Annotated in this window: 13 protein-coding genes; 9 read left to right on the forward strand and 4 right to left on the reverse strand. The window is 39.7% G+C overall.

Annotated features, from left to right (window positions below):
- Nucleotides 1-57 precede the first annotated feature (57 nt).
- Together EHR01_RS02365 and EHR01_RS02370 are read right to left on the reverse strand one after the other, a co-directional pair.
- A complete protein-coding gene (locus tag EHR01_RS02365) occupies nt 58-888 on the reverse strand; it encodes a crotonase/enoyl-CoA hydratase family protein (RefSeq protein WP_135693009.1) in 831 nt (276 codons plus the stop codon).
- Nucleotides 885-1,811: a prolipoprotein diacylglyceryl transferase gene (locus tag EHR01_RS02370; RefSeq protein WP_135693010.1), complete on the reverse strand. Its 927-nt coding sequence runs from the start codon at nt 1,809-1,811 to the stop codon at nt 885-887. The genes EHR01_RS02365 and EHR01_RS02370 overlap by 4 nt, the downstream gene beginning before the upstream one ends.
- 137 nt (nt 1,812-1,948) lie before the next feature.
- Here EHR01_RS02370 and EHR01_RS02375 point away from each other — a divergent pair, with 137 nt between their 5' ends.
- Nucleotides 1,949-2,395 carry a DoxX family protein gene (locus EHR01_RS02375; RefSeq protein WP_135693011.1) on the forward strand — a complete coding sequence of 149 codons (447 nt, stop codon included), beginning with the start codon at nt 1,949-1,951 and terminating at the stop codon, nt 2,393-2,395.
- A 72-nt stretch (nt 2,396-2,467) separates the two neighbouring features.
- On the opposite strand, the gene EHR01_RS02380 is transcribed toward EHR01_RS02375, so the two are convergent.
- Nucleotides 2,468-3,469: a M23 family metallopeptidase gene (locus EHR01_RS02380; protein WP_135693012.1), complete on the reverse strand. Its 1,002-nt coding sequence runs from the start codon at nt 3,467-3,469 to the stop codon at nt 2,468-2,470.
- 67 nt (nt 3,470-3,536) lie between these two features.
- Here EHR01_RS02380 and pcnB point away from each other — a divergent pair, with 67 nt between their 5' ends.
- From pcnB to EHR01_RS02395, 4 genes are all read left to right on the forward strand, one after another.
- Nucleotides 3,537-5,027, forward strand: a complete 1,491-nt coding sequence (gene pcnB / locus EHR01_RS02385) for a polynucleotide adenylyltransferase PcnB (RefSeq protein WP_135693013.1) — start codon at nt 3,537-3,539, stop codon at nt 5,025-5,027.
- Nucleotides 5,028-5,098: 71 nt separating this feature from the next.
- Nucleotides 5,099-5,641, forward strand: a complete 543-nt coding sequence (locus tag EHR01_RS19285) for a response regulator (protein WP_244309952.1) — start codon at nt 5,099-5,101, stop codon at nt 5,639-5,641.
- A gap of 239 nt (nt 5,642-5,880) precedes the next feature.
- Entirely contained in the window at nt 5,881-6,363 is a 483-nt protein-coding gene (locus tag EHR01_RS19290) for a sensor histidine kinase (protein WP_244309953.1), read from the forward strand.
- Between the two features lie 99 nt (nt 6,364-6,462).
- Complete coding sequence (locus EHR01_RS02395) at nt 6,463-7,737, forward strand: hybrid sensor histidine kinase/response regulator (protein WP_135693014.1); 1,275 nt, start codon at nt 6,463-6,465, stop codon at nt 7,735-7,737.
- Here the strand turns inward: EHR01_RS02395 and thiL are convergent.
- A complete protein-coding gene (thiL, locus tag EHR01_RS02400; protein WP_135693015.1) occupies nt 7,716-8,624 on the reverse strand; it encodes a thiamine-phosphate kinase in 909 nt (302 codons plus the stop codon). The two genes, EHR01_RS02395 and thiL, sit on opposite strands and share 22 nt — an antisense overlap.
- Nucleotides 8,625-8,701: 77 nt before the next feature.
- Here thiL and rplM point away from each other — a divergent pair, with 77 nt between their 5' ends.
- The 4 genes from rplM (at nt 8,702) to alaS (ending at nt 13,634) form a co-directional block, all read left to right on the forward strand.
- Entirely contained in the window at nt 8,702-9,154 is a 453-nt protein-coding gene (gene rplM, locus EHR01_RS02405) for a 50S ribosomal protein L13 (protein ID WP_002973943.1), read from the forward strand.
- Nucleotide 9,155: 1 nt separating this feature from the next.
- On the forward strand, nt 9,156-9,551 hold the full coding sequence (gene rpsI / locus EHR01_RS02410; RefSeq protein WP_004789169.1) for a 30S ribosomal protein S9: 396 nt from the start codon (nt 9,156-9,158) through the stop codon (nt 9,549-9,551).
- Between the two features lie 68 nt (nt 9,552-9,619).
- Nucleotides 9,620-10,825 carry an MFS transporter gene (locus EHR01_RS02415; RefSeq protein WP_135693016.1) on the forward strand — a complete coding sequence of 402 codons (1,206 nt, stop codon included), beginning with the start codon at nt 9,620-9,622 and terminating at the stop codon, nt 10,823-10,825.
- A 49-nt stretch (nt 10,826-10,874) separates the two neighbouring features.
- Entirely contained in the window at nt 10,875-13,634 is a 2,760-nt protein-coding gene (gene alaS, locus EHR01_RS02420; protein ID WP_167482917.1) for an alanine--tRNA ligase, read from the forward strand.
- Nucleotides 13,635-13,643 lie beyond the last annotated feature (9 nt).

Consider the following 13,643-nt stretch of genomic DNA (forward strand, 5'->3'; position numbering starts at 1 on the left):
AAGTAGGCCCTGCGGCAAAAAGCGAAAGGTTACTCGACATCTACTGTTAATTGGTAATTAGTCTACCCGGGTTTCTGGATTGTAAACCGGTCGTTTTCTTTCCATAAACCCACCAATTGCCGAACGGAAGTCTTTGGAGTCTAGCATACTTGCATTCCAAACGGCTACATAGTCTAGTCCTTCTTCGATGGTCTTTCCAATTCCGTGGTTTAACACTTGTTTGACCCCACGGATCACGATGGTTGGGTTTTCTGCAATTTCTTCTGCTGTTTTGAGTCCAACTTGCATTAAAGAATCAAAGTCTTTTGTGACCTTTGTCACAAGTCCCATTTGAAAAGCTTCTTCTGCACTGATATCTTTTCCAGTTAGGGCAAGTTCTCTTGTATGTGCATTTCCAATCAAATGTGGAAGTCTTTGTAAAGATCCCATATCTGCCACAATGGCTACTTTGGATTCTCGTAAGGAAAATATCGCATCTTCAGATGCATAACGAATGTCACATGCAGAAACTAAATCAAGTCCTCCACCAATACAATGTTTTTGGACAAGGGCAATTGATGGTTTTTTGGAATTGTAAACTGCATTGATTCCTTTTTGCATCGTAAGAATGAGTTGGTAAAGTTTTTCCCGTCCATCCGCAAGTTCTCCCTGTACCACAGGTTTGAACTCTTGGAAAAATTCTTCTAAATCAAGACCGGTGGAGAAAGATTTTCCTTTGGCTGCAATCACAAAACAGTGAATTTGCGGGTCTGCATTGATTTGGTCCACCATATCTGGAAGGTCACGCCAGAAAGGCCAGTTCATAGCATTTCTTTTTTCAGGACGATTCAACCAAAGAATGGCTACGTTTTTTCTTTTTTCAATTTCGAAAAATGGAGAAGGGTTCATACTTTTGTTTCTTCCTTTAACCAGAGTTTTTTGGAAACCATCAAATACACACCAAAGAGGATAAGTGCGATGGAGATATATTGGGATTGTGAAAATCCATGCCAATAGTAACCGGTTAGAAAACTTGGATTTCCATTGGCATCAGGAATGTTCACAAGAGTTGGTGGATCAATAAAAGGGATCACCGCTTTGTTCACACGTAAAAACTCGATGATGAGTCTTGCAAATCCGTGGATGATGAGAAACTGCGCACCAATACTCCATTTACGGAAGTTTTGGTATCTGGCAAAGAATTGGAAGTAGGCAAAGTATCCAAATGCCATAATGGACTCCATCACAGGAGTGTTCCAAACTGGGACGCCGGAAGGATGGGCTCCGTGGAAATCAAAAACAAAAAAGGGAATTCTTACATCTGTGGCAAAACCATAACATCCATCCCCACTCACAAAACATCCAAGTCTTCCTATCGCATAACCCATGCTAATCGCAGGAATGACCGCATCATAATAAGCACCGATGTCTAGTTTGTGATGGCGAAAGTAAAGAGTGATAAATAGCCATCCAAATAGAAGACCCCCAAAGAATACGAGGCCACCACCACTAAATAGAGAGGACCAAAGACCTGGGTGTCCCGGGAATCCATTCCAATGGGTTAGAGGATACGAATACTTTCCGTCATAACCGGGAACGTCAATGAACACTTGGTCCCAAATTTCGAAGATAAAGAATATTTTGGCACCGACTAAAGTGCCCAAAATCCCAAGAAAAATCAACCAATCCGAATGGCTCGGATCTAATTTTTTGCGTTCGAGTTCCTTCGGGAGAAGGTAAGAACCAACAAGAAAGGCTAACATCATAAGAAGGCTGAAAGTGGACAAACCCTCCCAACCAAAGGGATTCGGAATCGGAATTCGATCTAACATAGGGGAAAGGGTAAAATTTAGGCTTAAAGGGGAAAGGAGAATTTAAAACTTCCGAATCTCGGAAAATTAATAAAAAATTAGCTTGACTCTAGATAGTTTAATATTAAACTATCTGGTATTGACTTAAGGAGAACCAAATGTTCGATACACTTTTTTCTACATCCGGGGACATCGTCCCTCTGATCTTACGCATCACAGCCTTTCTTGTGATTTTCCCACACGGTGCTCAAAAACTACTCGGTTGGTTTGGTGGTTACGGATTCAAAGGAACTTACGGATTTTTTACAGGGCAGTTGAAGTTCCCTGGAATTTTGGCAGTTCTCATCATTCTTGGTGAATCCTTTGGACCAGTATTGTTACTCGTAGGTTTTCTAACCAAATTTGCAGCAGCATCCATAACCATCATCATGATTGGTGCAGCAGTACTTGCACATAGACAAAATGGATTTTTTATCAATTGGAATGGAAACCAAAAAGGCGAAGGATACGAGTTTCATATTCTCGCATCAGGACTTCTCATCGCCCTCGTAATTGGTGGTGCTGGTGTGTATTCCGTTGATTTTAACTTAATCGGAAAATTCTAAACAAAAGAATTTACATTCGAACTGGTTCGGCCTTTGTCTCTTTTGCAATCACACAAAGGTTCGAACCAAACTTTAATCTAAGTTAATGTATTCCTCTGGATCAAGAGGAGCATCCAATCCAATTCGCACTTCATAGTGGACGTGAGCTCCCGTTGCTTTTCCCGTTTGGCCCACAAGGGCAATCTTATCCCCTCGTTTGACCCGGTCCCCTGGGTTCACTAAAATGAGAGAACAGTGCCCATACAATGTGAAAAATCCATTTTCATGGTTGATACGAACAGATTTTCCAAGCCCACCCACAGCCGTATCTACCGCAATGATTCCGGGACCTGTGGCATAGATAGGTGTTCCTTCTCCTGCGGCAAAGTCAATCCCCGAGTGGTATTCTCCCACAGGTAAAATTCCAAAGGGATCACTACGATATCCAAAAGTAGAAGTCACAACGCCCACTCCTGGTTTTAAAGGTCTTCCCCTTGGCATGGAGTAAAATATACTTTCCCTCATCGAAAGATAATCAATGGCATTTTGGAAGTTAGGGACAAGATTTCCTAGTCTTACACCAAACTGAGTGTAGGTGGTAACCACTTGTTGGAACAACAAAAGATTCGAATCTAGTTCGCTTGCATCTTTACGATACTCTTCTTTGAGAAGATAATCTTGGGTGATCATTTCCTTTTCTGGGATTTCCTCCCAGGCCAGTAGGTTGAGTGATTCCGTTGTCGACTCAAGTTCTTCCACAGAATCCTTTAAATCTTGGGAAAGTAGGTCGTAAAAGAGAAAGGAAACCAGTTGGGTCTCCGTTTTTTTCTCCAAAGAAAAATTGCGATCAAAGAAAAATGAAAAGTAGACCAGAAGTCCAAAGGAAAGGAGAACCAGAGATAGGGCGAGCCCCGATAAAAAACCGAGCATTCCAACTGAAATTTCAATTTGTGCCAGAGGTTTTTCGTCATTGGGAATGAGGACAAAGCTCACCTTTTCCCGGCTACGGGAAATCCACTTCTCTCTGCGCTTTTTCCAGCGTAAGTGTGCAATTTGGAGCCTTTCGTAGGCGGTTGTGACGTAAGTTTCTGCCAATGTTCGTTATTCAGCCAATTTTTTCCTTGCCCAAGCCATTTTTCAGGGGAAAGTGGATGAATCCAATATGTTTAAATTTCTCACTTCTCTTTTCAGAAAGAAAGCCGACTCTGTCGATTCCTTTTTGATGTACCCCGAGGGAAAGAGATACTATCGAGAAACTCACTCCATACGCAGGGCCAATATCGATGAAGATGCCATCAAAATCATCAATCGATTGAACAAGTTTCGTTACAAGGCCTATTTAGTCGGTGGAGGGGTCAGAGATCTGCTTATGGGCAAACGCCCAAAAGATTTTGACATAGTCACAAGTGCGACTCCAAACCAAATCAAAAGGATCTTCAATAACTGCCGAATCATCGGAAAACGATTTAAAATTGTACATATCATTTTTAAAGGTAAAATTATTGAAGTATCGACGTTCCGATCACTACCGGAACATCGTTTGGAAAAACACAAAGCAGAAAACGATTATCTCATCAAACGGGACAATTCCTTCGGTACAGCAAAGGAAGACGCGGCTAGACGCGACTTTACCATTAACTCCTTGTTTTACGATCCTAAAAACGATTCCATCTTGGATTACGTTGGTGGATTCGAAGACATTCAAAAGAAAATCGTTAGGGTCATTGGTGATCCAGATATTTCCTTCAAAGAAGATCCAGTTCGTATGTTACGAGCGGTTAAGTTTTCTGTTTTACTGGGACTCGACATCGAGAAAAAAACCAAACTGGCCATTAAAAAGAACCGTTTGGAACTCGAAAAATCTTCCACAGCAAGACTTTTAGAAGAATACAACAAAATGTTTCGAACTTGGAAAACTTCGATTATCTTCGAAGGCCTTGCTGAGAATCATTTGCTCGATGTACTTTTTAAGGAACCAGCTGATAAGCTAAAGAAAACCGATCCAGAGTGGCGTGAACATTTTATGGAAACACCACTTGGGAAACGACTGGCAGTCACTGACAAACTCCTCTCCGCAAGAGAAGAGATGACACCAGCTATCTTTTACTCGTTAATTTTCTATGATCTCATCAAAGACCTTTATGAAAATGATCGAGGCCATTTAGCGCATAACATCAAAGAAAGTCTTCAGTCAGTTTTTGAGCGGATGGGAATTCCTAAACGGGAACAAGATAATTTGGTAAAGATTTTTATCAGCCAACCTCGTTTCCAAGTCACTGACGATGAAAAAGAAAGACAAAACTCTTTCTTTAAAAAGAAGGACTACTTCTACGATGCGTTTATGGTTTATAAAATCGTAGCCATTTCGGAAGGAAACGAATCAGCAGTACAAACGGCATTCTTTTGGGAAATTTCATTGCGACAAAGACCGAAACCTGATAGCCATCAGTTCGGACAACAAAACCGCAAAAAAGAACCAAACAAAAAAAGACCGCCAAGAAAGAAACACCGGGACAGAAGGGGTGGTGGTTCTCAGAACCAAAACCAGGACCAAACGGAATCCCAGCAGCATAATGCTTCTGAGCCAAAAGAGTCACAAGAACCAAGAAAAGTTCGCGAATCCTCAGTAGAAAACGAAGAAAGGGAAGTATAACAACCTTATCTTTCTTGCTTTTCGTTAGATTCATTCCATAGCCCTCGTCAAAATAGACGAGGGTAGTGGGAATGAAACACCAACCAAAAATTTGGATCATCGAAGATGATCCAACAACAGCTCTCCTTTATACAGGATCCTTACGACCATTCGGTTACGAAATTGTTGTTTTTTCGGGTGTTAGGCCAGCTATGAAAACCTATAAGGAAGAAGGTTTTAAATCCATTGATTTGATTGTCACAGATCTTGTTTTGCCTGATGGGACTGGGAAAGAAATAATACAAGAAGTTCGTAAATCAAGTTCAAACATTCCCGTCATCGTTGTGTCTTCTGAAGAAGATAGCAAATCGATCATTGATGTGATGAAAGAAAATGTGCAAGATTATTGTTTCAAACCAATTGCGCCTAAAGAGTTAGCAAAAAAAATTGAATACCATCTTTCCAAACAGGAAATGGATTATCAAAAAACAATTTTTGAAAAAGAAAAAATTATCTCATTAGAGAAACTATTGGATTGGTATAGTTTTAAAAATCGATCTATGGCGATGGGGGAATTTGATACTCAAGAATTACATAAAAACCTCTTTCATATTCTAAGGGCCAGTTTGTCGTAAGGTGCTGGTTTTGGAATTCTTGTTCAAATCATAGATATCATCAAAGGGATGGCGAAAACTGAATCTGGAGATTATGTTCTCCAAAAAGAAGTCCTTTTGATCTTGGAAGAAAACGCAAGTTATGCGAAGAAAGTTTTGAATACTTTTTCAGAAATCGAGAACATTATTTTGACAGAGTTGCATCAGAAGTAGTAGGAACTAAAAGTTTTTTAGGGGAATTTCAATCTATTGTTAATAGTTTGAATCACCTATTAAAAATTAAAAACCAAAGAATTCAGCTAGGAAGTTTGGAAGAAAGGTTTTCCGAGAAAACTAAACTCAGTTGGAACCGAGAATTATTTCGCAAAGTTTTTTCAGAATTATTGGTAAACGCGATGAAGTTTTCTCCTGAATCTTCCGCAATATTTATTTTGTTTCAGTCAGATCAGGAGTCTTTATCTGTTTCTATTGTAAATTCCGTGGCAGGGGATTTGAAGATGGGAGTTGGTATCCCTAATGAATATTTAGATTTGGTTTTTGAGCCTTTTTTTCGACTCACCAAGAATTTATATGAAAAACACGAATCTTTGGATTTTGGGATTGGTCTTTCTTTGGTAAGAGAAACCATTCAAAAGTTTGGGGGAACAGTTGTTGTGAAAAATATTAATGACCATTTAGGCGATGTTGTTTTGCCCAAGGTGGAATTTAAAGTGACCCTTCCGTATTCCTCCTCGGAAAAGTGAAGGAACCTTCTTGTTTGGGGAGGAAGTGTGTCCTCTTTTTTGAAATAAAACTCCTGGTTTTCCTTGATCTAGTTATCATATTTTTCGTCGAATGGTGTGATGGAAAAGCCAAAAGCGATTACGAAGGTTTTACTACTGGAAGACGATCCCACCATCTCACTTCTTTACAGTGGATTACTGCAAAAACATGGAATGGAAGTTACCAGTTTTGCGAAAATCAAATCAGCCTTAGAGTATTTAGCAGAAAACCATCTTCATACTGAAAATATTGTTTTAACGGATCTCCAATTGCCAGACGGAAATGGATTAGAATTTGTTAAGGAAATACGAAAAATTAATAACCACATACCAATCGTTGTAATTACATCAACGGAGGATCCTAAACTCATTATCGAAGTGATGAAGGAACATGTTCAGGATTACATTATTAAACCGATGGTTCCGAATGAACTTATATCTCGAATCAAATACCAACTTTCAAACAAAGAAAAAGATTACGAATATTCTGAATATGAACGCGAAAAGATTATCTCTCTTGAGAAACTTTTGGATTGGTATGCATACAAAAATAGCAGGATCAAAAAGGGTGATTTAAATTCGCATGAATTGCACAAAAACTTGTTTTACGGACTGCGTACAAGTTTAGCACAAGGTGCTGGATTTGGAGTTTTAACTCAAATGATAGACCTGATCAAATCAATGCCAAAAGCAGAAGGAGGAGGAATCATTTTAGATGCTGATATCCTCAGTATTTTGGAGGAAAATGCAGCGTATTCAAAAAAAGTATTAGATCGATTTATGGAGATAGAAGATATCATTTTTGATCGAATTGATTTACAACTTGTTTCTCCTTTCGTAATTTTTAATGAAATGTTAAGTTTGAAAGATGAGTTGAAATCGATTTTAGAATTAAGAGACCAAACATTATTAGTTCCAGAATATAAATTCAAGGAACTTGGATCGCAAAAAATATTACTGAACAAAGTTTTTTTTCGCAAAGTGATACACGAACTTTTGTTAAATGCGATGCGTTTTTCGCAAAGCTCTAGTAAAATTTATGCCATGTTGAATTTGGATTCAGACGGAATTTATTTATCGATTGTGAATTCTCTTGGAGATGAACAGTTTGCAAAAAACGGAATTCCGAATGAGTATCTGGATTTGATATTTGAACCATTTTTTAGGTTAAACAAAAATATATATGAAAAACATGGTTCTTTGGATTTTGGAATTGGATTGAGTTTTGTGATGCAGACCATCATCCGTTTTGGCGGTTCCATCTCTGCATTAAATTTAATTGATCATACAAGTGATGTGAAAGAAACAAAAGTTGAATTTAAGATTTTCCTTCCTTATTCCTCTTCTGAAAAGTGAAGGAACCCTCTTGTTTTGGGGAGGTAGTGTTTCCCTTCTTTTTGGAATAATACTCCCGGTTTTCCTTTTTCAAATTTCCCTATCATTGTCACGGGAATACCAGCAAGTTTAGTTGGCAAAATATTTGGTGATAAAAACAAAAGTTCTAATTCTTCCCCAGATCCCAAACACAAATCAATTCCAAGTTCTTGGACGGCGAGTGGGTGGAGGGGAACCGATTCGATTTGGATGTTTAACCTTCCCTTGGAGGTGAGAGCCAAACGTTCGCTGTCTTGGATGAGCCCATCGGTAATGTCCATACATGCATGAATTTTAAAATCTTTTAGTTTATTTAAGATCGCATAGCGAGACTTAGGAGAGAGATGGCGTTCCACTGCTTCTTTATAAATTTTGTCTTTTGATTTTTTTTTAAGGGTTTTGTAGCCCAATTGGCTTAAGCCTAGACTTCCTGTGAGATATAGGTAATCTCCGAATTTCCCACCCGAACGTAACCAAGGTTTGTCCACTGTGCCGACAACTGTCAGTGCCAGTTGGGTGGTAGGCGCGGAAAAGGTGTCGCCTCCCGCGAGTTTCATTCCATATTGGTCTAAAGATTTTCGCAATTCTTTTGAAAAACCTTTGATCCATTCTTTTTTTCTAGAAACTGAGGAGAGACCTAGGTTCAGAAAACATTCGTTGGGTTTTCCTCCGGAAGCAATGATATCGGAAACATTGACTTCCACGAGTTTTTTTGCCAAAATCTGCGGTGAAGACCACTGGTGAAGGAAATGTGTTCCTTCGGAGAGTGAGTCCGTGGTGACAAGACGGTTCGGGGCCAAGAAGTAACAATCGTCTTCAGGGGGAGGGGTTGTCCCAAATAGAGTTCGTATAATTTCGGATTCTTTCAAAGTTAAATCCCAATAAATTTGTTTGACCCGGTGTGAAAACCGAAAATCCTGACATAAAAGAGGAAAATCTCGTACTTATGGAACTATTGTCTAAAGCCCACAAGACCCCTTCTATTGCAAAAGAAGCCGTACAAAAACAGTGGTTTGTTGTGGACGCAACTGATAAGACTCTCGGAAGATTGGCAAGTCAAGTAGCTTCCCGCCTTCGCGGAAAACACAAATCTACCTTCACTCCTAACCAGGATTGTGGTGATAATATCATTATCGTTAATGCTTCTAAAGTGGCTGTAACAGGTCGCAAAAGAGAACAAAAAATTTACTACCACCACTCACGTTACCCAGGTGGTATGACTGCTATCGCTTTCCACAAACTCATCCAAGAGAATCCAGAAAGAGTGATCATGGAAGCAGTCAAAGGAATGTTACCTAAATCGAAGTTAGGTGATCAAATGTTGAGAAATTGCCGCGTATTCGCAGGTAATGACCACAACTTGGGAGCTCAAAAGCCCCTAAAACTGGAGTTGAAATAATATGGCGCAAAAAGCAGTTTGGGCAGTAGGCCGACGCAAAACATCCGTTGCACGTGCAAAAATCGCATCTGGAACTGGAAAAATCACAGTAAACCATAAAGATGTAAAAGATTACATTAAAAACGGAGAACACTTAGTTCGCCGTGCACTTGAGCCACTTCTTGTTTTAGAAGCTCGCGACAAGTATGATATTGCACTCAATGTAACTGGTGGTGGAGTGGTTGGCCAAGTGGGAGCCATCCGTCACGCAGTTGCTCGTGCTCTTGTGGCTTTCAATGAGTCTTTGAAACCTACTTTGAAAAAAGAAGGATTTCTCACTCGAGATAGCCGTATGGTAGAACGTAAAAAATACGGTCTACGCAAAGCTCGTAGAGGAACTCAGTTCTCTAAACGTTAATCGGAAAATCCTCTTTTTTCCGATCAAAGCCTCCTATTCGGGAGGCTTTTTTTTTAGGTAGGTGTCAATTGAACCAAATCTTATTTTATTTTGCCTTTGCAATTGGTACCTTTGCCAGTAGTTGTTTTTTATATTCGATCGTTATATTTTCCCAAACCTTAGATACAGTAAAAGGTTTCTCTGGGATTGTTTTCTTTTTCCTCTTTTTACCGTTTCCCATTTTCTTTTTATACACAGGTTACTTACTCGATCATTTTTCTAAAAAATGGGTGGTTGTGAGTTTTCAATTTTTCCTATTGATCTCCTCATTTTTGTTAGGTGCATTTACTGAAATTTTTATAACTTATCCTTTCCTATTATTACCATTGGCATTTGTAAATGGGATTGGAATGACAACGGTTCTTCCGGGAAGAATGGCAATTTTATGCGAAGTGATGGAATCACATCGCCTTGTTTTTCATACCATTGCGGGAAATTTACTTTTGATTTTTGCTTTTGGGATGAGTCCTCTTGCTGTGGGTTGGTTTCGGGAAGAAGGTGGTTATTCGTCTTTATTTTTGGTTTTAGCTTCTTTTCATTTTTTTTCTATGATCGCCTTTTCCATGTTAAGATACGAATTAAAAATTCATCATCCAAACCTTAGTTCGGATCTTTTCAAACTGGCAAAAATTCCTTCTTTTTCGGCAAATCTGAAGGTTGTTTTAGATTTCCTAAAAGTAGATTCTGTTTCTAGACAAGTGATGTATATGGCGATCCTCAGTATGTTGGCCCTCGGTCCCATCCAAGTCATCCTTCCGAAATATGTAAGAAATGAACTGGGTCTAGGGGAACTCGCACGAGGGACGGTCCTTGTCTTTTTAGGTCCTGGATTATTTCTCGGTGGGATTCTCACCATTCTCTTTCACCATCTGGAAAGAAAGGGACTTGTGTTATTGATAGTTTTTACCTTATCGTCTTTTTTCTTTTTGGGTTTTGTTCCTTTTGGGAAACCAGAAGCCACTTCCTTTTTTTTGTTTTGTTTTGGAGTTTCGGGGGGAGTTCTTTCGAGTCTCCTTCCTGCCATTTTACAAAAACGGGCAGAAGATGGACTTCGGGGAAGAATCCTTTCTCTTTATACAGTTTGTTTCCAGTTCACTCCTGCGGTCTCCGGTTTTCTATCGGCCCTGCTTGCTGATACCATTGGTTCCCATTGGACTTTTGGGATTTTAGGTGGGATGTTTCTTTGTTTTGCCTTGTTTTCTTTTCTCCAATACCGGGAATTAAGGCAGAGTTAACTTCTAATTTCCTTGCCCTAGGAGGCAAACCCGATTTCGCTGTAAGTGTATGATGTCGAAAACTGTCCGCGAAATTGCAGAGTTGTATACTAGTTATTTCAAAGGGAAAGGCCACACGATTGTGCCTTCCTCAAGCCTAATCCCCAAGGGGGATCCAACACTTTTATTCACAACCGCCGGAATGGTTCAGTTCAAACCTTTGTTTACAGGAGCGGTGGAGTTACCCTACACAAGAGCTGCCTCCGTTCAAAAATGTGTTCGTACCACCGATTTGGAAGTGGTAGGTAAAACCGAAAGACATTGTACCTTCTTTGAAATGCTTGGGAATTTTTCCTTTGGTGATTATTTTAAAAAAGAGGCCATCGAATACGCGTTAGATTTTTCCTTAAACCATCTTCATATCCCCAAAGAAAAAATCTGGGTCACCATTTACCTAGATGATGATGAAGCCAAAAAAATATGGATGGAAGCAGGGATTCCCGAAGAACGAATTGTAAGGCTTGGAAAAAAGGATAATTTTTGGGGTCCTGCTGGAGACAGTGGTGCTTGTGGTCCTTGTTCGGAATTGTATTTAGACCGAGGCCCTGAAAAAGGCGGCCCGAATTGTGGTAACAATCCAGACTGCAAACCTGGATGTGATTGTGATCGTTATTTAGAATATTGGAATTTAGTATTCAACCAATTTAACCAAACTGTTTCGGGAGAACTCCTTCCTTTAAAACAAACAGGAATTGATACGGGTTCTGGCCTCGAACGTGTGGCCATGTTACTGCAAGAAGTGGACTCCGTTTATGATACCGATGAATTAAAATCCATCATTCGTAAAATTGAAACACTCTCAGGGATTACTTACGACGAATCTACAAAACAATCTTTTCGAGTGATCACGGATCATTCCCGATCCGTATTCTTTTCGTTAGGGGATGGGATTTTTCCTGACCGTACGGGACGTGGTTATGTCATTCGTAGGCTCATTCGTCGGGCATCGTTATTTGCAAGAAAACTAGGAATCCACGAACCTTTTTTATACAAACTAGTGGGGACACTCCGCGATTTATATTCCGTAAGGTATCCAGAACTAAAAGACAAAGCAAAAGACATTGAATCCATCTTAAAAAAAGAGGAAGAACTTTTCCTTCACACTTTGGAAGTGGGACTAGAAGAATTGGAATCTCTTTTGAATCACTTAAAATCGAATAAGCAAATGGTTGTTACCGGAAAAGAGGGGTTTCGTTTGTATTCTACCTACGGGTTCCCAAGAGAAATGACAAAGGAACTTGTGGAAGACCGAGGTTTTGGTTTTGATGACAAGGGATTTGAAGAGGAACTTGAAAAGGATCGAGATTTATCTCGTGCGAGTTGGAAAGGAAAAAAAATCCAATACCTAACGGGTCTTAGTGCCAGTCCAGAACTCAAAACGGAATTTTTAGGATATACGGAATTTAAAACACAGGCAAAGGTTTTATATCTTTTTGTGGATGGAAAATCCGTATCCGAGGCAAACCAAGGATCGGAAGCCGTTGTGGTTTTAGATAAAACTCCCTTTTATGCGGAAGGTGGTGGTCAGGTAGGTGACTGGGGTTACCTCAAAAAAGAAGGATTCCAGTTCCAAGTCCAAGACACTCAAAAAGAAAACGAAACTTTTTTACATCTCGGAATCATTCTCAAAGGTAAAATTTCTGTTGGAGAAACCATTGAGGCAGAGATTGATACCAGTCGGCGCCAAAATTTAGCCAACCACCACTCTGGCACACACTTGTTAAATGGTGCCCTTCGCAGGATTCTCGGGAACCATGTGGCACAAAAAGGTTCCATTGTTTCTTCTGATTATTTACGATTTGATTTTTCCCATCCAAAAGCACTTTCGGAAGAGGAAATTGTCTCTATTGAAAAAGATGTGAATGAGGCAGTGAATGCCAAAATTTCAGTCAAAACAGAAGTTTTAGATATTGATGCTGCTAAAAAGTCTGGCGCCTTATCCATGTTTGATGAAAAATATGGGAATTTGGTTCGTGTGATTTCTATGGGTGATAAATCCAAAGAATTCTGTGGGGGAACTCATGTAACGAATACAAAAGAAATTGGATACTTTGCCATCATCAAAGAAGGAAGTCCTGGGGCAGGAAACCGAAGAGTAGAAGCCATTTGTGGGGATTCGGTCATTGAATACTTTTTATCCCAGTTCCAAACTCTCGCAGCAAAAGTTGAAACACATAACTTGTCGGCCAAAGAAACCTTTGGCGATTTGAAAGAATTTGGAATTGGCACTTCCGTGCCAGCTCCCGAAGACTTACAAAGCCTTTTTGTGAAAGAAGGGAATACGGCCGTAGAACATTTACGCAAACTTCGCGAAAGTTTGGAGACGGAACTCGAAGAAAAGTCTAGTGCCCTTTTCAAAGCAAAAAAGAAAAAGGAACAATTGAGTTTTCAAATGAATCCGGAACTTGTGGATGGTCTCTTAAAAAAAGCACATTCACTTCCTAAGGGAAAAGTGGTGACAGAAGTATTTGAGGCAGTAGATGCAAAATCTTTAAAGGATTTAGCCGATAGCCTCAAAGCCAAAGAACCAGAAGTTCTTTGTTTGTTTGGAACAAGCGATGGGGAAGCCAGCACTCTCGTTTTTATGTGTAACAAGGTTTTGAATGAAAGAGGAATCCACTGTGGGGATTTATTAAAAGAAACCTTGGTGATGTTAGATGGAAAAGGTGGGGGAAGACCCGATATGGCACAAGGCGGTGGTAAAAAACCGGAAATCCTTGGGGCAGCTTTGGAATTTGCCTTGGAACTTTCCAAAAAGAAATTAGGATAACAGAGATAA

The organism is Leptospira mtsangambouensis (assembly GCF_004770475.1).
Taxonomy (GTDB): domain Bacteria; phylum Spirochaetota; class Leptospiria; order Leptospirales; family Leptospiraceae; genus Leptospira_A; species Leptospira_A mtsangambouensis.